Origin of the sequence: Pseudotenacibaculum sp. MALMAid0570, from assembly GCF_040151415.1 — a bacterium.
Taxonomy (GTDB): Bacteria; Bacteroidota; Bacteroidia; order Flavobacteriales; family Flavobacteriaceae; genus Polaribacter.
Genome location: NZ_JBDKWF010000041.1, coordinates 34,787 through 60,243, shown reverse-complemented (window position 1 = coordinate 60,243; position 25,457 = coordinate 34,787). Strand labels below are relative to the sequence as shown.

The 25,457-nt window shown below is 33.7% G+C and carries 21 protein-coding genes; 17 read left to right on the top strand and 4 right to left on the bottom strand.

Annotated elements, in window-relative coordinates; genetic code table 11:
* Positions 1–207: 207 nt before the first annotated feature.
* The gene (locus tag AAON49_RS00785; protein ID WP_349551916.1) at positions 208–813 is read right to left on the bottom strand and encodes an NAD(P)/FAD-dependent oxidoreductase; all 606 of its coding nucleotides are present in this window, start codon (positions 811–813) and stop codon (positions 208–210) included.
* Positions 813–1,391, bottom strand: coding sequence for a MarC family protein (locus AAON49_RS00780; RefSeq protein ID WP_349551915.1), 579 nt, complete (start codon positions 1,389–1,391; stop codon positions 813–815). The genes AAON49_RS00785 and AAON49_RS00780 overlap by 1 nt, the downstream gene beginning before the upstream one ends.
* Before the next feature lie 84 nt (positions 1,392–1,475).
* On the opposite strand from AAON49_RS00780, the gene AAON49_RS00775 reads away from it, so the two are divergent.
* Together AAON49_RS00775 and AAON49_RS00770 are read left to right on the top strand one after the other, a co-directional pair.
* Positions 1,476–2,042 (top strand): DUF3109 family protein, encoded by a 567-nt coding sequence (locus tag AAON49_RS00775; RefSeq protein WP_349551913.1) that lies wholly within the window; start codon positions 1,476–1,478, stop codon positions 2,040–2,042.
* A gap of 53 nt (positions 2,043–2,095) precedes the next feature.
* Positions 2,096–2,602, top strand: a complete 507-nt coding sequence (locus AAON49_RS00770) for a hypothetical protein (protein ID WP_349551912.1) — start codon at positions 2,096–2,098, stop codon at positions 2,600–2,602.
* A 79-nt stretch (positions 2,603–2,681) separates the two neighbouring features.
* Here the strand turns inward: AAON49_RS00770 and AAON49_RS00765 are convergent, their stop codons facing one another.
* Positions 2,682–2,873: a cold-shock protein gene (locus AAON49_RS00765; protein ID WP_349551910.1), complete on the bottom strand. Its 192-nt coding sequence runs from the start codon at positions 2,871–2,873 to the stop codon at positions 2,682–2,684.
* 405 nt (positions 2,874–3,278) lie between these two features.
* Here AAON49_RS00765 and AAON49_RS00760 point away from each other — a divergent pair, with 405 nt between their 5' ends.
* The 4 genes from AAON49_RS00760 (at position 3,279) to AAON49_RS00745 (ending at position 11,023) form a co-directional block, all read left to right on the top strand.
* Positions 3,279–4,250: a ribonucleotide-diphosphate reductase subunit beta gene (locus tag AAON49_RS00760; protein WP_349551909.1), complete on the top strand. Its 972-nt coding sequence runs from the start codon at positions 3,279–3,281 to the stop codon at positions 4,248–4,250.
* Between the two features lie 116 nt (positions 4,251–4,366).
* Positions 4,367–6,766, top strand: coding sequence for a ribonucleoside-diphosphate reductase subunit alpha (locus AAON49_RS00755; protein ID WP_349551907.1), 2,400 nt, complete (start codon positions 4,367–4,369; stop codon positions 6,764–6,766).
* An 84-nt stretch (positions 6,767–6,850) separates the two neighbouring features.
* Positions 6,851–8,191 (top strand): deoxyguanosinetriphosphate triphosphohydrolase, encoded by a 1,341-nt coding sequence (locus AAON49_RS00750; RefSeq protein ID WP_349551906.1) that lies wholly within the window; start codon positions 6,851–6,853, stop codon positions 8,189–8,191.
* Positions 8,192–8,254: 63 nt separating this feature from the next.
* Entirely contained in the window at positions 8,255–11,023 is a 2,769-nt protein-coding gene (locus AAON49_RS00745; protein WP_349551905.1) for a T9SS type A sorting domain-containing protein, read from the top strand.
* A 33-nt stretch (positions 11,024–11,056) separates the two neighbouring features.
* Here AAON49_RS00745 and AAON49_RS00740 read toward each other — a convergent pair whose 3' ends face one another.
* On the bottom strand, positions 11,057–12,832 hold the full coding sequence (locus tag AAON49_RS00740; protein ID WP_349551904.1) for a 1-deoxy-D-xylulose-5-phosphate synthase: 1,776 nt from the start codon (positions 12,830–12,832) through the stop codon (positions 11,057–11,059).
* Positions 12,833–12,897: 65 nt separating this feature from the next.
* Here AAON49_RS00740 and AAON49_RS00735 point away from each other — a divergent pair, with 65 nt between their 5' ends.
* The 11 genes from AAON49_RS00735 (at position 12,898) to AAON49_RS00685 (ending at position 25,325) form a co-directional block, all read left to right on the top strand.
* On the top strand, positions 12,898–13,347 hold the full coding sequence (locus tag AAON49_RS00735; protein ID WP_349551903.1) for a nucleoside deaminase: 450 nt from the start codon (positions 12,898–12,900) through the stop codon (positions 13,345–13,347).
* 267 nt (positions 13,348–13,614) lie between these two features.
* Entirely contained in the window at positions 13,615–16,998 is a 3,384-nt protein-coding gene (locus AAON49_RS00730) for a hypothetical protein (RefSeq protein WP_349551901.1), read from the top strand.
* Positions 16,999–17,003: 5 nt separating this feature from the next.
* Positions 17,004–21,182: a DUF6443 domain-containing protein gene (locus tag AAON49_RS00725; protein ID WP_349551900.1), complete on the top strand. Its 4,179-nt coding sequence runs from the start codon at positions 17,004–17,006 to the stop codon at positions 21,180–21,182.
* Positions 21,183–21,187: 5 nt separating this feature from the next.
* Positions 21,188–21,604 carry a hypothetical protein gene (locus tag AAON49_RS00720; RefSeq protein ID WP_349551898.1) on the top strand — a complete coding sequence of 139 codons (417 nt, stop codon included), beginning with the start codon at positions 21,188–21,190 and terminating at the stop codon, positions 21,602–21,604.
* A gap of 122 nt (positions 21,605–21,726) precedes the next feature.
* Positions 21,727–22,275 carry an RHS repeat domain-containing protein gene (locus tag AAON49_RS00715; RefSeq protein ID WP_349551897.1) on the top strand — a complete coding sequence of 183 codons (549 nt, stop codon included), beginning with the start codon at positions 21,727–21,729 and terminating at the stop codon, positions 22,273–22,275.
* Entirely contained in the window at positions 22,276–22,875 is a 600-nt protein-coding gene (locus AAON49_RS00710; protein WP_349551895.1) for a hypothetical protein, read from the top strand.
* Entirely contained in the window at positions 22,875–23,294 is a 420-nt protein-coding gene (locus AAON49_RS00705) for a hypothetical protein (protein WP_349551894.1), read from the top strand. Before AAON49_RS00710 ends, AAON49_RS00705 begins: the two co-directional genes overlap by 1 nt.
* A 4-nt stretch (positions 23,295–23,298) precedes the next feature.
* Complete coding sequence (locus AAON49_RS00700; RefSeq protein ID WP_349551893.1) at positions 23,299–23,814, top strand: toxin-antitoxin system YwqK family antitoxin; 516 nt, start codon at positions 23,299–23,301, stop codon at positions 23,812–23,814.
* 1 nt (position 23,815) lies between these two features.
* A complete protein-coding gene (locus AAON49_RS00695) occupies positions 23,816–24,214 on the top strand; it encodes a hypothetical protein (RefSeq protein ID WP_349551891.1) in 399 nt (132 codons plus the stop codon).
* A gap of 144 nt (positions 24,215–24,358) precedes the next feature.
* Positions 24,359–24,913 (top strand): REP-associated tyrosine transposase, encoded by a 555-nt coding sequence (locus tag AAON49_RS00690; protein ID WP_349551890.1) that lies wholly within the window; start codon positions 24,359–24,361, stop codon positions 24,911–24,913.
* Between the two features lie 88 nt (positions 24,914–25,001).
* The gene (locus AAON49_RS00685; protein WP_349551888.1) at positions 25,002–25,325 is read left to right on the top strand and encodes a DUF3592 domain-containing protein; all 324 of its coding nucleotides are present in this window, start codon (positions 25,002–25,004) and stop codon (positions 25,323–25,325) included.
* The last annotated feature ends 132 nt before the right edge of the window (positions 25,326–25,457 follow it).

Sequence of the window (25,457 nt, the reverse complement as noted above, 5' to 3'; positions counted from 1 at the left end):
GATTGATTCTACATCGTATTGACCTCAGTTATAACCTCCCTGAGAAAACACACGACCTACACACCACACTTAAGGTTCCCCTACACAATTCCACCACAAAATCAGGGAACCGTAGTAGTACACCTTTGGTGGTAAAACACTACCCGTTGGAGAATAATCGGTGACTGTAGAATAAATAAAAAAGCCAGCTTTAAGCTGGCTTTTTTATTAGACTTTATCATGTACTTTGGTATGATTTCCATCATTCCAAAGAGTTAGAATATCTGTGGCTACACTGGCACCACTTCCAGCAGCTATAGCAAACTGACTTCGATGCCCTGCAATAGTTCCGCAAGCATACAATCCTTCTTCAATAAAATGATCATTGTTCTTTAGTTGTATACGATCTTTTTTAGGATTAGCTTTTTGATGAGATTCAATATATTTTTCTAGGCCATTAATTGTAAAAGGCTTTGAATAATTAAGAGCGATAACAACAATTTTTGATTGGTATTCATTTTTATTGGTAGTAATTAAAAACCCCTTTTCCTGCTTTACAATAGAATCCACTTTTTCATTTTGAATTTGAAGGATGTCAGGATAAGCTTCAGTTAATTGTTTCTTTCCTTGCTCTAGAATATTTTCTCCTAAAGCTCCAGTATCAATACCTAAAACATTGTTGAACAAAGCATTTTGCAAATGAGAAGATCGTTGATGCAATATAATACCAACTTTTTTACCTTCGGCAAAAGGCTTGTTTAAACCCGAACCTAATACAAGAGCACATTGCATCCCAGAAACGCCACCACCAATAATTAGAGAATCAAAAATCATTAAAATAAAGCTTTGATATTAGCAGCAAACAACTTGATAGCGATTGCTAAAAGAATAACACCAAAAATCTTTCGTATGATTTTAATTCCGTTAGGACCAATCAAGCGCTCTATTCTTCTTGATGTTTTTAAAACAATATAAATGAAAATTACATTTAGAAATACCGCAATAATTATATTTTGTATTTCAAACTCTGCTCTCAAAGATAAAAGTGTAGTTAAGCTTCCCGGTCCAGCAATTAGAGGGAAAGCCAAAGGAAATACGGTTGCGGTTATAGCTCCTTCTTCATCTTCTTTATAAAGAGTAATTCCTAAAATCATTTCTAAAGCAATAAAAAATAAAATAAAAGCTCCGGCTACAGCAAAAGAATTTACATCTACCCCAATTAAAGAAAGTAGACTTTGTCCAAGAAATAAGAACAAAATCATAATACCTCCTGCAATAATTGAGGCTTTTTCAGATTGAATATGCCCCGCTTTTTTTCTAAGATCTATGATAATTGGAATATTCCCAATAATATCTATTACAGCAAATAAGACCATAAAAGCTGTAAAAATTTCTTTAAAGTTAAATCCCATGACGAGTTTTTCTTTTGCAAAATTAATCAAGATTGTTGAGGTATAAACTAAATGAATAGAAAAAATTAACTGTATTTTTGCTGCATGTTTCAGTTAGGAAAAACCATCGTTTCAGAAGATATTTTAGAAAAAGAATTTGTTTGTAATCTTTCCAAATGCAAAGGAGTTTGTTGTGTAGCTGGTGAAGCAGGAGCACCTTTAGAGAAAGAAGAAGTAAAAATTTTAGAAGAAATTTATCCCAAAATAAAACCACTTTTAAGAAAAGAAGGAATTCAAGCTATTGAAGAACAAGGAAGTTCAATTACAAGTGATTTTGGAGATTTAGAAACACCATTAATTAATAACTCTGAGTGTGTGTATGTCATATTTGATGAGAAAGGTATTTCAAAATGTGGAATAGAAGAAGCGTACAACCAGGGAATAGTAGATTGGAAAAAACCTATTTCTTGTCACTTATACCCAATAAGAGTTAAAGATTACAGCGAATTTGCAGCAGTTAACTACCATAAATGGGACATTTGTGATGACGCTTGTACTCTTGGAAAAGAATTAAAAATTCCTGTTTACCAATTTACAAAAGACTCCTTAATTCGAAAATTTGGAAAAGATTGGTACGATGAGCTTGAGAAAATTGCAAAAGAACATACATAAAAAAAACAACTTATTTACCTGAAAATAGTATCTTTATGATAAAATATAGAGAAATGAAAAAATTTTTATCCCTAATCCTGACAATTGCTTTGCTATCTTCTTGTGACGTTAATACAGATCCAATAGAAATTACAGCAAGTACTACAATTGTTGAATCTGTATCTATTAACATTCCGCAATCATCTACAAGCGTTAATTTTGACGATACAATCAATCAAGATTTAAATGATGTTTTTACCAATTTAAATAGCGCAACAGCTATTAATATAGATGCTTTAAGTTATAAGTATACAAACGCTAGTGGGAATTCTGGAGCAACAATTTCTTCAGCAACATTAGTAATTAATGGTATCACCGTGGCTACAATTACAGATGTTAATATTACACAAGCATCAGATGCAGGAACGGTTTTTACAATAACAGACACGGCTATTCTAGATCAAATAGAAAGCTTATTATTAAATACATCAAGTGTAACCATTCAGTTTTCAGGATCTGTTAATGATGGTCCAATACAATTTGATGTTCAAGTTACAGCGGCTTTAACAGCTAGTGTATAGTTAAAGAAATAATCTTTTAAAAAATAAAAAAAGCCAGTAATCAACAGATTACTGGCTTTTTGTAAAAAAGTAATTTATACTATAGTACTCTTACGCTTACTGCGTTTAAACCTTTTCTACCTTCTTTTAATTCAAACTCAACTGCATCACCTTCTCTCACTTCGTCAATAAGTCCTGAGACATGCACAAAGTGTTCTTGTTTTGAACCATCCTCAACGATAAATCCAAATCCTTTAGATTCGTTGAAGAATTTAACTGTTCCGTTTTTCACTTGTAATAAATAATAAATTAATAAAGCACAAAGATACTCCTTAATTAGTTCTAAAACCTTGTTTTTGAATGTTATTTATATGTTACCAAAAAAGAGGGCAAATATTCTTCAAAAAATTCTATTTGAAATTATTAATTAAATCAATAGAAGTTTTTTTGAAATGACTGTTTTAAGAATCTCAGCATTCATAAGGGTTAACAAAAAATTAACATTGCAAATACCTGATAATCAAATAAATACAAAATAATTTTTTTAGAAGAATTTTCTTAACATAATTCGATTTTGTTAAAAACTTAGCAGGATTTGTGAATAAGTAGAGCTTTTTATTTGTCGCAAAATTTTCAATCTTTGTTAACGTCGTTTTTCAATAGGAAAAGTCCCATAATCAATAAAATTTATACAAAAATGTCTGCAATAGAACCAATTTTACAGCCGAATGATAACAGATTTGTAATATTTCCAATTCAACACAACGATTTATGGGAATGGTACAAAAAACAACAGGCTTGTTTTTGGACTGCAGAAGAAATTGATTTACATCAAGACTTAACCGATTGGGAAACAAGACTTACAGATGATGAGCGTTATTTTATAAAACACATCTTAGCATTCTTTGCAGCTTCTGATGGAATCGTAAATGAAAATTTAGCTGAAAACTTCGTAAACGAAGTACAATATTCAGAAGCAAAGTTTTTTTATGGATTCCAGATCATGATGGAAAACATCCATTCAGAAACCTATTCTTTATTGATAGATACTTATGTAAAAGATGAAACAGAAAAAGATCGTTTGTTTAACGCAATCGAAAATTTCCCTGCAATTAAGAAAAAAGCAGATTGGGCTCTAAAGTGGATTGAATCTGATTCATTTGCAGAACGTTTAATTGCTTTTGGAGCTGTAGAAGGAATTTTCTTTTCAGGAGCCTTTTGCTCTATTTTCTGGTTAAAGAAAAGAGGATTGTTGCCAGGACTTACATTCTCTAACGAATTAATTTCAAGAGATGAAGGAATGCACTGTGATTTTGCAGTTCACCTACACAACAATCACTTAATCAATAAAGTGCCTAAAGATCGAATTCGTGAAATTATCATTAGTGCATTAGATATTGAAAGAGAATTTATCACAGAATCATTACCTGTAAGTTTAATTGGAATGAATGCCAAATTAATGACTCAGTATTTGGAGTTTGTTACAGACAGGCTGTTAATGGAATTTGGATGCGATAAAGAATACAACGCAAGCAATCCGTTTGACTTTATGGAAATGATCTCTTTAGAAGGAAAAACCAATTTCTTCGAAAAAAGAGTATCAGAATATCAAAAAGCTGGAGTAAAATCTGGTGGAACTGGAAGCATCAGTTTTGATGCAGATTTTTAGAAGATCATTCTAAAAAAAGGACAACCTGAATTTTCATCAGGATACCAAAAATCGAAAATCAACTAAAGTGAAACCGTATATACGGTTGAACAACTAATTATAAAACCAACAATAGCATGTATGTAGTAAAAAGAGATGGCAAAAAAGAGCCAGTGATGTTCGACAAGATCACGGCCAGAGTAAGAAAAATGTGTTACGGACTCAACAAAATTGTTGACCCCGTAAAAGTAGCAATGCGTGTAATCGAAGGATTATACGATGGTGTTACAACATCAGAATTAGATAATTTAGCAGCTGAGATTGCGGCAACTATGACCACAGCGCATCCAGATTATGCAAAATTAGCAGCAAGAATTGCCGTATCAAACCTACATAAAAATACCAAAAAATCGTTCTCAGAAACAATGGTGGATTTATATGAATACGTAAATCCAAGAACAGGAAAAAAAGCACCACTTTTATCTGACGAGGTTTTTAAAATTATCCAAGACAATGCAGAAAAATTAGACTCGACTATCATTTACAGCCGAGATTTTAATTACGATTTCTTTGGATTTAAAACATTAGAACGTTCTTATCTTTTAAAATTAAATGGAAACATCGTAGAAAGACCACAACACATGTTGATGAGAGTTTCTATAGGAATCCATTTAAATGATATTGATGAAGCAATTGCTACTTATGAGTTGATGAGTAAAAAGTACTTCACACATGCTACACCTACACTATTTAATGCCGGTACTCCCAAACCACAAATGTCTTCTTGTTTCTTACTACAAATGCAAGACGACAGTATTGATGGAATTTACGATACATTAAAACAAACTGCTAAGATTTCGCAATCAGCAGGAGGAATAGGTTTGTCTATTCATAATGTGCGTGCTACAGGATCTTACATTAGAGGAACAAACGGAACTTCAAACGGAATTGTTCCAATGTTAAGAGTGTATAATGATACAGCTCGTTATGTAGATCAAGGAGGAGGAAAACGTAAAGGATCTTTTGCTGTGTATATTGAACCTTGGCATGCAGATATCTTCGATTTCCTTGATTTGAAAAAGAACCACGGGAAAGAAGAAATGAGAGCACGTGACTTATTCTATGCAATGTGGGTTCCAGATTTATTCATGAAGAGAGTACAAGAAGATGGAAATTGGACGTTGATGTGTCCAAATGAATGTCCACATTTATTTGACACTTATGGTGACGAATTTGAGAAATTGTACGAAGGATATGAGAAAGTAGGAAAAGGAAGAAAAACAATTAAGGCAAGAGAACTTTGGGAGAAGATTTTAGAATCCCAAATAGAAACAGGTACACCTTACATGCTATACAAAGACCATGTAAATCGTAAATCTAATCATAAGAATTTAGGAACAATTCGTTCTTCAAACTTATGTACAGAGATTATGGAGTATACTGCAAAAGATGAAGTTGCTGTATGTAACTTAGCATCTATTGCATTGCCAATGTTTATTAGTGAAAATGAAAATGGAGAAAAGTACTTCAATCATAAGAGATTATACGATGTAACGAAGAAAGTAATCAGAAACTTAGATACAGTAATCGATAGAAACTACTATCCAGTAAAAGAAGCTGAGAACTCTAACTTCCGTCACAGACCTGTAGGCTTAGGAGTACAAGGATTGGCAGATGCATTTATCATGTTACGTTTACCATTTACCTCAGATGCAGCTAAGAAATTAAATCAAGATATTTTTGAAACTTTATATTTTGCTTCCGTTCAATCATCAATGGAAATTTCAAAAGCAAAAGAACCGTATTCTACATACAAAGGCTCTCCAATGTCAGAAGGAGAATTCCAATTCAATATGTGGGGCATCAAAGAAGATGAGTTAAGCGGAAACTGGGATTGGAAAAAGTTACGCAAAAATGTGCTAAAACACGGAGTAAGAAACTCGCTATTAGTTGCTCCAATGCCAACAGCGTCTACTTCTCAAATTCTTGGAAATAATGAAGCATTTGAACCGTACACATCTAATATTTATACAAGACGTGTGTTATCTGGAGAATTCATTGTAGTAAACAAACACTTATTAGAAGATTTAGTAGAATTAAACCTTTGGGACAACAATATGAAAGAAGAAATCATGCGTGCAAACGGATCGATTCAACATATTGAAAAAATTCCTCAAGAGTTAAAAGACCTATACAAGACTGTTTGGGAAATGAGTATGAAAGATATCATTGATATGGCTCGCCATAGAGGATATTTTATTGATCAATCTCAATCGTTAAACTTATTCATGCAAGACCCTGATTTTGCCAAGCTAACCTCAATGCATTTCTATGCATGGAAATCTGGATTAAAAACAGGAATGTATTATTTAAGAACAAAATCTGCTGTAAATGCAATCCAGTTTACATTGTCAAAAGAAAAGAAAGACAACAAAGCTGGAGAAGAAGCACCAATGACAGCAGAAGAATTTAAAGCAATGGTTGACGCGTCTAGAAATGCTGGACAAGATGATGATTGCTTGATGTGCGGATCTTAGAATCTGTTTAATTAATTTAAGTTTGAAAAAGAATCTCAATTAAAATTGAGGTTCTTTTTTTGTTCTGTAGTATCTTTAGCAACTATGAACTGGGAACAATTACTGTCGTTAAAAAGATATGGTGATACTGAAAAAAGAATCAGATCACAACAAGATGAAACACGTTTAGGATTTGAGGTAGATTTTGACCGAATCATCTTCTCTGAGGCCTTTAGAAGTTTGCAAGATAAAACACAAGTAATACCCCTGTCAGAAACCGATTTTGTTCACACAAGACTTACGCATAGTTTAGAAGTTTCTGTAGTTGGAAGAACTCTAGGCAGAAGAGTAGGAAAAGAATTGCTAAAGAAGCATGCCAACTTAAAAGAACTTGGATATACCTTTAATGATTTTGGAGCCATCGTAGCTGCTGCTGCAGTGATGCATGATATTGGAAACCCTCCTTTTGGACATTCTGGAGAGAAAGCGATTGGCGAATATTTTAAAACTGGAAACGGATTAAGATATAAAGAGCAACTAACGGAAAAAGAATACCAAGACCTTATAGACTTTGAGGGAAATGCAAACGGATTTAAAATCCTAACCGAAAGTAGGGAAGGAATCAATGGAGGTTTACGACTGTCGTATGCCACATTGGGAGCTTTTATGAAATATCCAAAAGAATCGCTTCCTAAAAAACCTACTACACATATTGCCGATAAAAAATATGGCTTTTTTCAATCAGAGAGAGAAGCTTTTTTAGATGTAGTTGAAGATTTAGGATTGACATCAAAATCTCAAAGTCAAGATATTGGATATTATCGCCATCCTTTAGCGTATTTGGTAGAAGCGGCAGACGATATTTGTTATACGATTATTGATTTTGAAGATGGAATTAATCTTGGATTGATAGATGAAGAGTTTGCACTAGAATACCTCATAAAATTGGTAAAAGACTCAATTGATATTGCGAAATATCATTCACTTAAATTTAAGAAAGATCGCGTTAGTTATCTGAGAGCTTTGGCAATAAACACTCTGATTAATGAGGCGGTAGAGATTTTCTTAGAGAATGAAGAAAAGATATTAAAAGGAGAATTTGAAAAATCTTTACTAGATAAATGTAAGTATGAAGCCCAAATTAACGACATTATTAAGATCAGTATCTCAAAAATATACAGAAGTAAAGAGGTGGTTGAGAAGGAAGTAGCTGGTTATAAGATAATTGCAGATATTTTAGATGTTTTTGTTACAGCATTAAACAATCACCAAACAGGAGAAAAGACTAACTATGACAAGCTTTTACTGAACTTACTTCCAGAAGAGTTTAAGATAGAATCAGATTCTATTTATGAGAGAATTATGGCAATTTGCACCTATGTGTCTAGAATGTCAGATAGTTATGCGATAAGAATTCATAAAAAAATACAAGGAAATATCATTTAAAACACAGATAATCAATAAATTTACATCAAACATACACCCTTACAACTTAAAACAAACTACACAATGAAAAGAAAATTATTAATTACTGCTATTCTGGTTTTTGCTGGTGCAATCATTTATTTTTCAGGATTTCACAAATCAGAAGTAGATAAATTAAGAGAAAAACACCAAGCTTTTTTAGACAACAGCCCCTTTGAAGAAACAAAGTCTTTATCCAAAAAAGAAAGAAAAGCAAGAGGCTTACCTCCAAATGCATATTATGAACAATTATGGGATTTAACACTTGATCCTGCAACTGGTAGACCAATGCCTGAAAGAGTAGATGCAATTCAAAAGCAATTAAGAGAAGAAAGATTAGCCCAAAGAGGAGGAGGAGGTGATAACTTTAGCCCATGGGTAGATAGAGGTCCTAATAATATTGGAGGAAGAACTAGAGCAATAATGTTTGATCCTAATGATGGAGATAACAACCGTGTTTTTGCAGGAGGAGTATCTGGTGGTTTATGGGTAAACGAAGATATCACAGACCCTAATTCTTCTTGGACAATGGTGACTGGAATAGGAGCTAATATTTCTGTAACTGTTATGATTTCTGACCCTAATGACTCTAATACTTTTTATATTGGTTCAGGAGAATCTTATACATTTGGTGCTGCTGTCGGAAGGGGAATTTGGAAATCTACAGATGGTGGAGTTACATGGTCACATATCTTTGGAGGCTATACAAGTGCTGACGGAGGTCAATTAATTAATGGAATTTTTTATGTAAACGATTTAGTTGCTAGAGATGTTGGAGCTACAACGGAACTTTATGCTTCTATAGCTGGTGCCGCATATAACAGTTCTCAATCTCCTACAAATCAATTTCATGGACTGAATGAACAAGGCTTGTATAAATCTGTTGATAACGGAGCTAATTGGACAAAATTTACAATAGATGAAGGAAACGGAACACCTTCAAACCCCAATGATATTGAATTGGATATTAATAATAACATTTGGTTGACAACAACAAGAAGCTCTTGGTCAGGAGTAACAGGAGGAAAGATATTAAGATCTACAGACGGTATTACTTTTACTTTAATCAACACAATAGCTGGAGCACAAAGAACAGAAATAGAACCATCAAGCACTGACGCTAATAAATTTTGGATTGCTGCAGAGGTTGGTGGGGCTAACCTATATGTTACAACTGACGCTTTCGCAACCATCAACCCAATGACAACAGAACCCAATGATGTAGATCAAGGAATTTCTTCAACAGATTACACAAGAGGACAAGCATTTTACGATTTACCTATTGAGTCAGATTCAAATGGGAATGTTTATGTAGGGGGAATTGATTTATTTCGTTCAAGTAATGATGGGGGTTCTTGGGAGCAAATATCTAAATGGTCAAATAATAATGATTTAGCTGCATTGAACGTATCGTTAGTTCATGCCGATCATCATGCCATTGTTTTTAGACCTGGTAATGAAAATCAAGCAGTTTTTGGTAATGATGGAGGAGTTTATTTTTCAAATGATTTATCATCTTCATCTATAAGCACAACAGCAATTACTTCTAGAAATAAAGATTATAACGTAACACAGTTCTACTATGGATCTATTGCCTCAGGAACTGGAAATGAAATATTTTTTGGAGGAACTCAAGATAATGGAACGTTAATCTCTCAAAATTCAGTAGCTGGAGCCAATGATTTTGACAATTACTATGCTTTTTTTAGTGGAGATGGTAGTTACAGCGAAATAGACCAAGATGGAGGAGGCATTCCTAATAGAGGAGAATATATTATAATAGGTTCAGTTCGCTTAAGTTATTATTTAGCTGAAACTTCACATACTAGTACTGGGCAAGTATTTAATAATGGGTATACAATTGTAAGCACAAGTGAAGGAAATTTTATTAATGAAGCTGAGTTAGATCATGCTAATAATATACTTTATGCTAATAGCTCTCAAGGAAACTCAAATCGATTTTCATCTTTTGTTTTAGGTGAAAATAGTGCAACAAGAACAGATTTTTCTCACTCTTTATTAGATGATGAACCTTCTGCTTTTAAAGTATCTTCTTTCACTAATGGGACAATCTTTGTAGGTACCCAAAATAGTGAGGTGCTCAAAGTAGAAAACATTGGAGCCTTTAATGAAACATGGACTGATATTTCTGGAGCTGGATTTGTTGGGAGTATTTCGGATATAGAAATAGGAACCTCAGAACAAGAAATTTTTGTGACAGTACATAACTACGGTGTTACTAGTATATGGTATACTTCTGACGGAGGAACAACATGGGAAAATAAGGAAGGAGATTTACCTGACCTTCCTGTAAAATGTATTTTAAGAAACCCTTTATTGCCTCAAGAAGTTATTATTGGTACAGAATTAGGGGTGTGGAGAACTTCTGATTTTACGGTCGCCAATCCAGTTTGGACTCAATCATATAACGGAATGAGTGATGTAACAGTATTGGATCTAGATTTAAGATCTGCTGACAATACAATTTTAGCAACAACCCATGGTAGAGGAATGTTTACTTCTGTATTTACTTCTGATGTAGCTTCAGTAGAAGAGGTTTTAACCGATAAAAAAGTATTTACTGTATTTCCAACAATATCAGATGGGAACTTTACAGTATATGCTAAGAATGAGTTAGGAAACTCCAACATTCAAATCTTTGATATTTCTGGAAAGCAAGTATATACTTCTCAATTGAATTTTAACGAAAATAGTAATCAGCCATTATCTGTGAGTTTAAAATCGGGAATCTATATTGTGAATGTAATAGATCAAAACAATAGAAAATCTTCAGGAAAAATTATTATTAAGTAATTTGAGAATATAATTGATATAAAAAAAGCCGCTTTAAAGCGGCTTTTTTGTTTGTAATGATTTTATCTTTTTTCGGATGGATTCTGAATCAATTCCGTTAAGCCTCTGTAATTCGTCAACGCTACCGTGTTCAACAAATTTATCTTTGATACCTAAAACATGGACGGAATTTCGATACTTGTTCTCAACTGCAAATTCAACAATAGCAGAACCAAAACCGCCTTTTAAAACTCCATCTTCAATGGTAAGGATAGTTTTATGTTTTGTAAATATTTCATGAAGCAATTTTTCATCCAAAGGTTTTACAAAACGCAAATCATAATGAGCAATATCTTCAAGGTTGTGAATTGCCTCAGTTACGTTTTTGGCAATTGTTCCTAGAGATAATACAGCTATACTATTACCTTTTTGTAAGCAAAGTCCCGCCCCAACCTCTATTTTTTGAAAAGGTTGCTGCCAATTAATGGTGATTCCTCTTCCTCTCGGATATCGAATTGCAATTGGTCCAGCTAAACCTAGCTGAGCAGTATACATTATATTGCGAAGCTCTATTTCATTTCTAGGCGCAAAAACAATCATATTCGGAATTGCTCTCAGATAAGTGAGATCAAAAACTCCGTGATGTGTAGCACCGTCCTCTCCTACTAATCCCGCTCTATCTAGACAGAAAATTACGGGAAGGTTTTGCAAAGCAACATCATGAATTACCTGATCATAAGCTCTCTGTAAAAAAGTAGAGTAGATATTGCAAAAAGGGAGCATTCCTTGAGTGGCTAATCCGGCTGATAAGGTCACGGCATGTTGTTCAGCAATACCAACATCAAAAGTTCTTTCAGGAAACTCTTCCATCATAAATTTTAACGAACTCCCAGTTAACATCGCAGGAGTGATTCCTATTATCTTTTTATTTTTTCTAGCTAACTCAACCATTGTTTTCCCAAAAACATCTTGGTATTTTGGAGGCTCAATAGTATTGTCTTTTGGGATCAAATCTCCAGTTTTAGCATCAAACCTTCCCGGAGCATGATATTTTACTTGATCTTTTTCAGCTTGAGATAAACCTTTCCCTTTAGTAGTGACTACATGTAAGAATTTTGGGCCTTTTTTGTTTTGAAGACGTTTGAGTTCTTTTAAAAGACTATCAAAATCATGACCATCAATAGGGCCAGAATAATCAAAATTCAAGGCGCGGATGATATTGTTCTTCGCTAAAGAACGATCTGATTTGACTTTGGTTAAATACTCTTTTAATGCGCCTACAGATGGATCAATACCAATGGCATTGTCATTTAAAATGATCAACAAATTAGAATCGTTAACACCAGCATGGTTTAGGGCTTCAAAAGCCATTCCACTAGCGATAGAAGCGTCACCAATTACGGCAATATGGTGTTTATCAAGATCACCTTGTAAAGAAGAAGCAATGGCCATTCCTAGAGCAGCAGAAATAGAAGTTGAAGAATGCCCTACACCAAAAGTATCATATTCACTTTCTTCTCTTTTCGGAAAACCAGAGATACCATTCAACTGACGATTGGTGTGAAAATTCTTCTTTCTTCCCGTGAGTATCTTATGCCCATAAGCCTGATGTCCAACATCCCAAACTAACAAATCATTTGGAGTGTCAAAAAGATAATGAAGTGCAATGGTCAATTCTACAACTCCTAAGCTAGCACCTAAATGACCTTGTTTTGTAGCTACAATATTGATGATGAATTCTCTCAGCTCTTTGGCTAATTGAGGTAATTGATCTTCAGATAATTTTCTAAGATCAGAAGGATATTCAATATGATTTAACAAACGATCCATCAGAACACAAAAGTACAATTTTACAAGTCAAAAAGCTTTTCGTATTATTGAATAAATTCTAATAGATGATTCAACCTTTTGACGATACATATTTTATGAAGAAAGCTTTGCAAGAAGCTCAAATGGCTTTTGACAAAGGAGAAGTCCCTGTAGGAGCCGTTGTTGTTTTGAAAGATAAAATCATTGCAAGAGCTCATAACCTCACAGAAACTCTGAATGATGTGACAGCCCATGCAGAAATGCAAGCTTTTACCGCTGCTGCTGATTTTCTAGGAGGAAAATACCTCAAAGAATGCACTATATATGTCACTTTAGAACCCTGCCAAATGTGTGCGGGGGCAAGTTATTGGACACAAATAGGGAAGATTGTGTACGGAGCTCCAGAACCTCAAAGAGGATTTGTAAACCTCAATACCAAACTACACCCTAAAACCAAAGTAGTGAGTGGAATCTTAGGAGATGAGTGTAGTCAACTTTTGAAAAAGTTCTTCATTCAAAAAAGAAACTTAAATTAAATAAATATCTGAAAAACAGCATATTAGACTCTGTTCTTTAAAAAAATAATTATTTTTTTGCTGAGTGAATTCATTTTTTAATTACTTTTACATCGCTTTGAAAAAGAAAAAATGCTATGAAACTTTTCACTGTACATGTAGGAATATTTAAGTATTGGATATCTATCCAATAGGTTATCCCTGCATGTACATTTAGAATTTCCCCTTTTACATAACATCCTTCTTTTTCAAAAAAATTGTTATTAATCACGTTTAAAAAATTTACGTATGAAAAGACTATTGTTATGGTTTACACTTTTCAGTGTAACAGGGATATGTGTTGCCCAAGATGATCTGAAGCTACCTGAAGTTATTCCACCTTCACCTACGGTAGCGAGTTTAATGAAATTTGAGGAAGTCCCAGTAGATTATTATTCTGGACAACCCAATATTGTAATTCCGATTTATTCTAAATCTATTGGTAACGGAATCGGATTGAATGTTGCTTTACGCTATACGACATCGGGAGTAAAAATAGACAGTCGTTCAGGTTGGGTAGGCACAGGATGGGCTTTAGAAACAGGAGGAGTTATCTCTAGAACAGTCAGAGGAATTCCTGATGAATTTGACGACCATAGAAAAGGAGTGTACAACAATCCTGATTTTTGGAATTATGATAATCTAAGTACAGATGCAAAGATTACTTATCAATGGAAGGCGGCGAGGGGAGATAACAGTTCTAATTATCAATATGACAATCAGTTAGATTTATATCAATATAGTTTATTAGGAAAAAGTGGACGTTTTGTGATCGTAAAGAACGGATCTAATTTTGAAGCAAAATTACTTTCGAAAGATGACAATGTAAAGATTGATTTTACAGCAGATTCTAAAGGGAAAATCAGCGATTTTATAATCACAGATGCTTTAGGAAACAAGTATACATTTGATATAGAAGAGACTTCATATTCAGAGCCAGTGACTGCATCATCTACTCAAGCAAATCCATTTATGGCAAATATTAGTGCTTCTGGATCTTCAGCATCAATTAGCAATACTTCCGCTTGGCATATCAGTAAAATAGAGACGAGTAATGGAATTGATTTAGCAACATTTACCTATTCAGATCATACACATACCTATGAAGCATCTAAAACAAGAATAGAAAATAAAATATTGAGTTCTTTCTCTACAGATGTGTTAAAGAATAGTTTTAACAACTCTATTTTCAAACCTCGTACTACCGTAAGTCATTATGCTACTACAGCGCAGACTAAAAAACCTTTAAAGATTACCTTTAAAGACGGAAGTAGTGTGAACTTTAGTGCAGCTAATACACATCCTGAGACTTTTGGAGCTGTATTAAATAGTGTGTCTATTAAAGATAAAATCAACCAAACAAATAAAACCTTCAACTTTACCTATGAAACTACCAATCGTTTGTGGCTGACTAAAGTATCAGAAGTAGGAGGAAGTTTGATTCAAAACACGGTTTTAGAATACAATGATAAAGCAAACTTACCCGGATATGGATATGGGTCTGATTTGTATGGATACAATAGCGGAAGTAGCTCTCAAGGAAGTTTCGATATTACAGCAATTCAAAAAGGACTTTTGAAAAAGATTAGCTATCCAACAGGAGGAAATAAGCAATTTTATTTTGAACACAATACCTTTTCTTATGAGCGAGATCAATCATTAACTAATGATGATTACTATAAGCTGAATCCAGCAAACACATCATCAACCAATAGTTCACTTTCGTATACAATTAATAGCACTAATGGTTTAAATTACACTTTAGGGAATAATACGGTTGTGATTGGTTTTGATCAGACAGTTTCAATAGAAAACAATATTACAATTCCAAGCAATGTAGACGGTTCAATTCTTTTGTATGCTGTTATTGAAAAAAATGGGTTTAACTATAAAGAGGTTATACAACCACAAGGAACCAATAGCGTTTTCTTAGAAGCAGGAACCTATACATTCAAGATAGAAGTTCTAAGTTTAACATTAGATTCGTATAATGCTACAGGTCTTGCTAAACTTTACTATAGAAATCAAAGTACTCCTTTTATACAAGCTGCCTTAGGAGGAGGAGTTCGTATTGGGGAAATATCTTTTTGGGATAGTGACAATGCAATTAAAGCATCACGCAGAATATATTATGATTATAACGAACCAGGAACTACAAAATCCTCTGGAGCTATTGATGCTGTTGGAGCAGGATTACAAAAGACGTATAGCTATAATGTAAACAAACTGATTTTCCTATTTCCTTCAAACGGATTATCACCTAATGGAGATCCGATTGAATATAATGGGCCTTGTCCTACAGCTCCATCAACGATTCAATATCAAACGATAGAGAAAGGACCAAATACACAATTGACAAAAGGAAACTATGTAGGATACAAACAAGTAAGAGTTTTTGAACTTGGTAATGGATATACAGATTATGAGTATACCACAGCCTATGATTTTCCTACGCCAGCAGCAGCTTTCACCTATCCATTTACACCTGTAGAAAATGTAGATTTTAAAAGAGGAAACTTACTATCACAAAAGGTTTATAACGAAACAGGAAGTATGTTAAAAGAAGTTACCAATAATTACAACTATGTAAGTGAGAATATTGCGCCTTCATTTCGAGTGATAGACTACGAAACATGTGGATATAGTCAATTGTATCTGAGTTATCTTCAATATAAAAACAAGACTCCAGAAGGAGGAGGAAACCCTCCTATGGATGGTAATTCTGGAGGAGGTCTATGCTTTGATAATTCACTAAGTCAAAACTGTGGAACTATTCCTCCTGATTTAACCGTATTTAATGACGATTTAAAGACAGGATGGGTACAATTGATAGAGACAAAAACAAAGGATTTCCCAACAGGAGTGCTAGCTGATTCTATTGTTACTAGACAAACATTTGCGTATAACAATGTAAACTTCTTACAGAGTGTAAGCAATAGCTATATCAAAGAAAAAGGAGTTGAAAAGCACTATAAGACAGAGACTATTTATCCAGTTGGAAACTTGTTGAATGACTTTACTTCAACAGAACAAGTAGCCATTAGTGCCATGGTGGGAATCAATAAGATTAATGTGCCTTTACTTGTAAAAACATCAGTAGATGGAACTGTAACCAACAGAGTGAAGAACATTTACAGTAGTTTTTACACCAATATGTATGAGGTATCTAAAGTGGTTACTTCAAAGACTACAGACGCTTTTGAAGATCGATTGATTTACCATGGATATTACGATAATGGAAACATCAAAGAGGTAAGCAAAGAAGATGGAACTCATATTGTTTATATCTGGGGATATGATCAAACGCTTCCAGTAGCAAAAATTGAAAACGCTACGTTTGCCGATATTCCAACTAGTGTATACAACGATATTATTGCTGCTTCGAATGCAGATACAAGTGTGAGTGCAGAGAATACACTCAGAACTCATTTAGAGACTTTACGTAATCATGCAAATCTATCCAACGCACTAGTAACAACAATCACTTATGATCCATTAGTGGGAGTGACAAGCGTTACTGACCCAAGAGGAGAAAGTGTATTTTATTACTATGATACCATGAACAGATTGGATTATGTAAAAGATGCCTACGGGAAAATCTTGAGTAAGAATGAGTATCACTATAAAAACTAAGAGCTATGAAAAAGAATTTTTATACAATTATACTAAGCTTGTTTTTGCTAACCTTATGTTCGCATGTGCAAGCACAGCAATTAAGAATAAACGGAGATGCTACTGCCAATTCGGGAGATAGTAAAGTTTATACAAAAGCTTCAAAAGGAGTTGTTATTTATGCAGCCAATTGGACTGCCACAGGGGGAACAATTACCTCTCAGAATATTAATAGCGTAACGATTACTTGGAATACCAACCCAGGAGTGGTTAAGTATAATGTAACCTCATCAAGTGCAGGTACTTTGCAGGCGAGTAAGAATGTAACAGTCACGGTAAATGCACCAGCCAATCCACCAAATCCTACCATAGTTAGTGAGAACTGTAGCACAGCCTTACTATCCAAGACAGGAACTATTCCTTCAGGAGAAATGTGGTACTGGCAAACAGCAGCTTGGAACACAGATGAGACTTACCCAGCAACAAGTAACTATAATGTAACTTCAGCAGGAACCTATTATATCAAGTCCAAAAACCTAAGTACTGGTTTATGGAGTGCAGGATCGGGATCTTTAACTATCAGCGGTTCTGTAGGAGGTACTATTTGGTATCAAGATACAGATGGTGATGGATTGGGAGATCCGAATGTAACACTCACACAATGTTCACAACCTTCAGGTTATGTAGCTAATGGAGACGATCAATGCCCTACAAGTAATGGACTAGGATCAGGAAATGGTTGTCCAGGAGGACCTACATTGAGTAACGAGAACTACGTCTATACCATTGCTCCTCAAAAAGAGGTAACCGCTATGAGTCAGATCATCCAAAATGCAGATGCACTCAAAAACGTAACGTATTTAAACGGATTAGGACTTCCAAAACTAACAGTAGGAATCAAACAAAGTCCGAATGAAAAAGATATCATTCAATATATTGAGTACGATGCTTTTGGAAGACAAAAGAAAGAATATTTACCTTTTGCTTCTACTAGCAATACAGGTTTGTATGATGCTAATGCACTAAACAATACTTTATCGTATTATCAAAACAACTATGGAAGCGATTTTACAGGAATGGCTCTTTTAGATATTAATGCCTATTCTGAAAAAGATTTTGAAAAATCTCCGTTAGGTAGAGTCACCAAACAAGCGGCTCCTGGGAAAGACTGGAAGTTAGGTAATGGTCATGAAATAGAAATGGGCTACCAAACCAATGCGGCTAATGAGGTTCGTTTTTATGAAGTATCTCTAACAAGTACCTACGTACCTACTTTGGTAGGAGGAACTTCCTACTACAGCAAAGGAGATTTAATCAAAACAGTCACCAAAGATGAAAATCATGATGGTTCAAGCACAAAGAATCACACGACTGAAGAGTTTAAAAACTCTATGGGACAAGTGATTTTAAAAAGGACTTATGCAGATATTTCTGGGGTATCAACAGCTCATGACACATACTATGTGTATGATGTTCATGGAAATTTAACCTATGTATTACCTCCTAAAGCAGAAGCACAGGTAAACATTCCAACAAGTACAGAGCTAAATGAATTATGCTACCAATACCAATACGATACAAGAAATCGTTTGGTAGAAAAGAAGATTCCAGGAAAAGGAGTAGAATATATTGTCTATGACAAATTAGACAGACCCGTGCTAACACAAGATGCCAATTTAAGAACTACGCAAGATTGGTTGTTTACTAAGTATGATGCTAGGGGAAGAGTGGCCTATACAGGAATCTTCCATAACGGAAGAACTCGTTTAACAATGCAACCTCTTTTTGAAGATGACCTTCCTCAAAACATGTATGAAGACAGAACAACTTCTCAAAGTACTTTAAGTGGTATTGTAATTAAGTATACCAATAAAATGTATCCTACAGATGTCAATAACATCTCTGTACTTACGGTAAATTACTATGACGATTATGACTTTGATAGAGCAGGTTCTGATCTTCCTGGAAATATCATCCACGAATTTGGAGAAACCTTAACCACAAGAACTCAAGGCTTGGCAACAGGAAGTAAAGTAAAAGTATTGGGAACTTCTAACTGGATTACCACAGTAAACTATTACGATACCAGAGGAAGAGCAGTATACACTTATTCTAAAAACGACTTTTTAGGAACCACAGACATTGCTCAAATGGATCTAGATTTTACTGGAAAAACAATAGAAACGTATACTTCACACACCAATACGAACGATGCGTTGTCTACACAAAACACGAGAGATGAGTTTAGCTATGACCATGCAGGAAGATTAACTACGCAAAAGCAGTTTTTAAATGGAGCTAGCGTTGGAGAAGTGATTGCCAGCAATACGTATGACGAGTTAGGACAACTCACCACCAAAAAAGTAGGAGGAAAAACTACGACCCAAACTAGATTACAAACGGTAGATTATAACTACAACGTAAGAGGTTGGTTGACAAACATGAACCAAGATGCGAATAATGATAATGATTTGTTTAACTTTACATTGCGTTATAACAATCCTACTTCTGGTACTGCCTTGTATAACGGAAACATTGTACAAACCAGTTGGAATACTGCCAATACAGATAGTAGTACCAAAACCTATACCTATAGTTATGATGCCTTAAATAGAATTATTAGTGGTATAGACAATACAGGAAATTATAATTTAACATCGGTAAGCTATGATAAAAATGGAAACATTCTTAACTTGCAGAGAAAAGGGCACAACGGAACAAATGTGATTGCCGGATTTATGGATGACTTAACCTATACATACGAATCTACTAGCAACAAGCTAAGAAAAGTCTTAGATAATGGAGATGATAACTATGGGTTTAAGGATGGGGCTAATTTACCAACGGCTGAATATACTTATGACGCCAATGGAAACATGGTTTTTGATGCCAACAAAGGAATTACCAACATTGTATACAACCATTTGAACTTGCCTACCCAAGTAACTATTGGAGGACAAAACATTACTTATACCTATGATGCCTCTGGAGTAAAGCAAAGAAAGGTAGTACAAGGGGTTGCCACAGATTATGCTGGGAATTATATCTATGAAAACAATGTTTTACAATTCTTTAACCAAGCAGAAGGCTATGTAAAAGCTTCTGTAAGTGGTAGCAGTGTAACGTATAGCTACGTATACCAGTACAAAGATCATTTAGGGAATGTTAGGCTTTCATACGCAGATTCTGATGGTAACGGTGTCATCTCCGCGCAGGCGGAGATCATAGAAGAATCCAATTACTACCCATTTGGCTTAAAACATAAAGGGTATAATAATGTGGTAAGTGCTAATGGGAATAGCGTTGCGCAGAAGTTTAAGTATAATGGGATAGAACTTGAGGAATCCTTAGGATTGAATTTATATGAAATGGAATTGAGACTATATGATCCTGCAATTGCACGTTGGAATGGTATTGATCCAGTTACCCATTATGAATTTTCAACCTATAGCGCTTTTGATAATAATCCTGTGGTATGGGCTGACCCTAGCGGAGCGGATTCTGAGAAAGTTGATGAAAGAGGTCAGCTTCACAGTGAAATGAGAAGAAAATACATAGGGCAAGATGTTTTTTCTGAAAATTCAGATGATAATATTATTGATAAAATAGTTTCTAAAGCACTTCAAGGATCTGCGGTAATATATGCGGATGGTAAAAATTTATCTAAGCTGACAGAAAAGCAAAAGCAAAAATATTTTGAAACAGACGAACTTACCACTATAGGTATTTTACTATATGAATTTGCAACAGGTACAGGTAAAGTAGAAAGAGATTTTATTTATGGAAAACATCCTTTCGCTACAAGTTATCTAAGTGGTAGAATTGTAGAAGAATTGTTAGGAGAGCTTACAGCAATATTAGAAAAAAAAGGATATGATTTTAAAAAATTACCAGATACTAATACTGAAACAATAAAATTAGAATTCAGTCCTGATATTTCAAAGTGGAATCCTGCGTCTTGGAAAGAGTCCGCACAGAAACATGCAAATTCAAATCATTCTCAATTTTTTATAGGTGGAGCTACAGCAAGAGTAAAGATTAAAGATCAAAATTTGTATATAATGATATACAATAACACTAGTAGAGAATCTTTATATCTTCATCAAAAAGTCGGAAATTATAAAAGAAAACCCGGGAAGAAAAACAAAATTTTATCCACTATAAGGCAAAATATTTTTGCGATATGGAAAATACCAAAACAATAATAATTATGAAAAAGCGAATTTTAATATTATCAGTAATTTTCTTTGTATTACAAGGATGTTTGGATCTTCGTACTTGTGATTTAAATAAACTACCTGGAAGGTATTATTGTTACAATAATGAAAACGCCATCAATTGGATAGATATTCATAAAGATGGGACATTTTATCATTACTATAAAGAAGGAGATGTAAAAATATCACATAATGGAAAATGGAAGCAAGATGAAAAAAATGGTTGTGTTATTGAATTAGATGAATGGAAAACTTTTAATGAATCTGGTAAAGATTATCAATTCCTGGGGAGTATGTATCTTTGGATTACAGGTAACCGTTATTTGGATATTGGGCCAGATGGAGAGACATCAACTAGTTTTGAGAAATCTGATGAGGATATGTCAGTAAATCCACTAGATAAGAATTGAGATATTATTAACAAAGGGATACTAATAGAAATTTTAGTATCCCTTTTAAAACAAGAAGTTCTTTGAAAATATATTAATAAAACAAGAGATAAGGCTTTCAAAATTAGTAAAAGCTCAAAAAAATGATGTTAGATTACTATCCCCTTGGTCTTAAGCATAAGGGGTATAATAACGTGGTTTCTTCTAATGGAAATAGCCTAGCGCAAAAGTATGGTTACAATGGAAAAGAACTCAATGATGAGCTAGGTTTGAATTGGCATGATTATTCTGCTAGAAATTACGATGCGACTTTAGGGCGTTGGATGAATATAGATCCTCTTGCAGAACAAATGCGTAGACACTCACCATATAACTATGCATTTAACAATCCTGTATACTTTATAGATCCTGATGGGATGGCTCCTCAAGGGACTGGTAGTGATCTTGAACCAAGAGGAGGTTATGGAGAAAAACTAAGTAATTCGTCACATTCACAGTCTATTTTTAGCGGACGATCTGAAAAACAATTAAAGGAGAGTATGGGATTGTTACCTGGTGTTAGTACTGGATTAGGTGGTGGAGGTGAAGAACCGGCTCCTTCTGCAAATAGTAAAGATGCAAAGACAGGTCTTCGTATTTATGCTAATAATGAGAAAGGAGAAAGGACATTAGTAGCTCATGTTGTTACTTAATTGATTGAAGATGAGGTTTTTATACCTATTATTACATTTACAGGAAGTGAAGCTGCTCAATATGATTTAGATCAATTAATTATTGATTTAAATGCTGAAGTTGAACCAACTCAAGCCTATGATGCAATAGCCTTAAGTATTAATGGAGACGTAGCACTTAAAGGGGGATTTGGAGGTTCTATTGCAATTGTAATAGTTCAGAAAGGAGCTAATACAGGAGATTATGGTGTATCTGTTTCAGGTAGAGGAAATGTTGGTGTCGATGCTAGTATATCTGGAACAATAACAACTTTTTACGCAACCGAGCCGAATCCAACATTAAATACATTCAGTGGATTCGAGTATAGTGCTGATGTTAGTGTTCCTATTCAAGGGCCTCTCGGAGGAACCGTTGGGGCCAGTGTTGGTGTAGACTATCAATTACGTAGCCCAGTTAAAGTGTTCTGGGGAGGAGTTGTAATATTCCAATCTCCAATTGTTGAAAAGATAACCTATTACGCGTATACTTTTGGTATTAGTGTTGGAGTAAAGGTGCCTATACCAGTTACGTTTAAAGGAAGTTTAACTATAGCTGATTATCTTTATAGATCCGATGAATAATGAAAAGAAAGTGGTTAATCATAATATTTTCGCTTGTAGCATTTGTATTTTTAGGGTACAGATGTGAAAACAACAAATTTTATAGAAGTATTAATGAATTAAAAGCTCAAAATATAGAACTAGTATTTGTAGAAGGAGTTGAAGATTACTCAGATGTATTTTGTGAAAAGATTCAAATAAATAAGTCTACAGAAGTAAGCAAAATATTACAGATGATAAAAAAATCTAAGATTGACCACTTTCTTTCTGTAATGGTGCCTGAATATAGTATATATATCAGAATTAAAAATAAAGACAATCAGAAAGAAATTAAGATGCATTACAGAATGCAAGAATTTGTTTTCGAATGGAGAGGGGTTAGGTTTAAAAATGAAGAATTGTCAAAATTTATTTACAATCGAATGAGATTAAAAAAATAATATTATGGATTTCAAAAATACACTCCTTTTTACAGTAGCTCTTTTTTTAGTAGTAATAATAAGTAATGCGCAAGAAATTAGGAGTATGGTGTTTACTCATGGTGCGGAAAGAGAGGAAATTCCTAAGATAAAAGATACCATCAGAGAGTATTATAAGGAAACAAACATCCTAGAAAGAGAAAAATATAGAGATGAGAAGAACCTTTATATTGTCTGGTATTCTAAAGAAGGTCATAAAGAGGTAATGAAAATTTTTCCTTTGGACAATTTAAAAAAGAAAACCAATTTATATTATAATAACAAAGGTATCTTAGTTTTTAGGGTAGGATACAATCATGGTGTTATTAGTGGTATTTATGAAAAGTTTTATGATGATGGAACTGCTAAAATAAAAGGAAGTTATATTAGAATGGCTAAAGATGGTGTCTGGAAGCATTATAATCAAAAAGGAATCTTAATAAGAAAAGAAGTTTATAAAAAAGGAGCTCTTTTAAGTAAATGTGAGTATTTTAAACAATAAGATGTATGCCTTTATTTTTTATAAGCTATATAAAATAGCTCAAAAAACGGAAAAAAAATGGAATGCTAATGCAAGAACACCAGTTACAATATCAATATATTCTTTATTGATGCTACAGTTTTTGAATTTGCTTACAATATTTGCATTGTTTACAAGAGGATTAAAGTTGATACCCTCTCTTACATTGACTAAAGAAACAGGGTTGCTATCGGCACTTTTTCTTTATATCATAAATTATCTAGCATTTGTAAGAGGAAAAAAATATATAGAAATAGAAACTAGATATGATAATGATACACAAAGTCAGAAGAACTTTAAAACAGTATTATTTTGGTTATATGTGGTACTTACTTTTGTTTTGTTTTATACTATTTTATACACTTATAGAACTGTAAAATAGATATAAGCAAACCCGATAGTGCGGACCAGCCTACGTCTGGCAGGCTTGTAGTCCGTGCAATTACTTAACATAAGTTAAACAAAACCAGTGCTTCAGCGCTGGTTTTGTATTTCTTTAGAAATGAGTATCTTACGGGAAAATTGCATGTCAACCAAGTACAAAGCCACAGTAATAGGAGAGGCTTACTATATAACCATAACAACAGTAGGCTGGATAGATATATTTACAAGATTAAGGCAGAAGTATATTTTAATAGATGCTTTAAAACATTGTCAAAAAGAAAGAGGCTTAGAAATCTACGCTTATTGTTTAATGTCTAGTCATTTACACATGCTATGCAGAGCATCAGAAAAAGAACCTTTGTCAAATATAATGCGAGATTTTAAGAAGTTTACTTCTAAGAAGATTATAAAAACCATCCTAGAATATCCAGAAAGTAGAAGAGAGTGGATGCTAGATTATTTTATGCAAGCTTGTGCTCACTTAAAAAGAAAACAACAATATAAAGTATGGCAAGATGGTTATCATGCAGAACACGTGTTTTCAAATAAATTCATCAAGCAAAAGATACATTATATTCATAACAATCCAGTAGTAGAAAAAATAGTGAGTTTACCAGAAGATTATGTATTTAGTTCAGCAAGGAATTATGCTGAGTTAGACAATGAAATAGAAGTAATTCAGTTGGATGTATTTTGAGTTTTGCACGGATAACATATCCGGGCCATCGAGGTAAAAAAACAGGAGAAACAATAAAAGAGATACTTAAAAATTTATAAAAATAATTATGAGAAAAATTGATAAGTCAACATATATAGGAGTTTCTATAGTTTTTATAATAATTACACTTCTTTACTGGAATTCGATTTCAAATAACCAAAAGTTAGATAATAATTCTCTATATACAAAGGGTGAAATCATAAAAATTGAAGAGAGATTCAAAAGAGGGATATATGTGACTTATCAATATGAAGTAGGAGGTATTAGATATCTTAAAAATCAAAAACAAACAATTAAGGAAGTAAATAAAGGAGATGTATTTGAGGTAATATACTCAAAAGAAGACCCTTCAAATAGTAGATTAAATTTTAAAATAATAATAAATGAATAGATTAATATGCTTATTACTCTTACTAAGTATAAATTTTCTTTTTTCCCAAACATTTGAAGGGAAGATAGAATATGATATTAATTATCAAAGCAAATTAAAAAGTGTACCTAGTAAGCAACTTAATACACTTTT

Coding starts and splice junctions, on each gene's coding strand:
- AAON49_RS00785 (WP_349551916.1), bottom strand. CDS start 813: ATGATTTTTGATTCTCTAATTATTGGTGGTGGCGTTTCTGGGATGCAA.
- AAON49_RS00700 (WP_349551893.1), top strand. CDS start 23,299: ATGGATTTCAAAAATACACTCCTTTTTACAGTAGCTCTTTTTTTAGTA.
- AAON49_RS00695 (WP_349551891.1), top strand. CDS start 23,816: ATGTATGCCTTTATTTTTTATAAGCTATATAAAATAGCTCAAAAAACG.
- AAON49_RS00745 (WP_349551905.1), top strand. CDS start 8,255: ATGAAAAGAAAATTATTAATTACTGCTATTCTGGTTTTTGCTGGTGCA.
- AAON49_RS00755 (WP_349551907.1), top strand. CDS start 4,367: ATGTATGTAGTAAAAAGAGATGGCAAAAAAGAGCCAGTGATGTTCGAC.
- AAON49_RS00730 (WP_349551901.1), top strand. CDS start 13,615: ATGAAAAGACTATTGTTATGGTTTACACTTTTCAGTGTAACAGGGATA.
- AAON49_RS00690 (WP_349551890.1), top strand. CDS start 24,359: ATGTCAACCAAGTACAAAGCCACAGTAATAGGAGAGGCTTACTATATA.
- AAON49_RS00760 (WP_349551909.1), top strand. CDS start 3,279: ATGTCTGCAATAGAACCAATTTTACAGCCGAATGATAACAGATTTGTA.
- AAON49_RS00740 (WP_349551904.1), bottom strand. CDS start 12,832: ATGGATCGTTTGTTAAATCATATTGAATATCCTTCTGATCTTAGAAAA.
- AAON49_RS00715 (WP_349551897.1), top strand. CDS start 21,727: ATGATGTTAGATTACTATCCCCTTGGTCTTAAGCATAAGGGGTATAAT.
- AAON49_RS00720 (WP_349551898.1), top strand. CDS start 21,188: ATGAAAAAGCGAATTTTAATATTATCAGTAATTTTCTTTGTATTACAA.
- AAON49_RS00750 (WP_349551906.1), top strand. CDS start 6,851: ATGAACTGGGAACAATTACTGTCGTTAAAAAGATATGGTGATACTGAA.
- AAON49_RS00735 (WP_349551903.1), top strand. CDS start 12,898: ATGATTCAACCTTTTGACGATACATATTTTATGAAGAAAGCTTTGCAA.
- AAON49_RS00780 (WP_349551915.1), bottom strand. CDS start 1,391: ATGGGATTTAACTTTAAAGAAATTTTTACAGCTTTTATGGTCTTATTT.
- AAON49_RS00725 (WP_349551900.1), top strand. CDS start 17,004: ATGAAAAAGAATTTTTATACAATTATACTAAGCTTGTTTTTGCTAACC.
- AAON49_RS00685 (WP_349551888.1), top strand. CDS start 25,002: ATGAGAAAAATTGATAAGTCAACATATATAGGAGTTTCTATAGTTTTT.
- AAON49_RS00770 (WP_349551912.1), top strand. CDS start 2,096: ATGAAAAAATTTTTATCCCTAATCCTGACAATTGCTTTGCTATCTTCT.
- AAON49_RS00775 (WP_349551913.1), top strand. CDS start 1,476: ATGTTTCAGTTAGGAAAAACCATCGTTTCAGAAGATATTTTAGAAAAA.
- AAON49_RS00705 (WP_349551894.1), top strand. CDS start 22,875: ATGAAAAGAAAGTGGTTAATCATAATATTTTCGCTTGTAGCATTTGTA.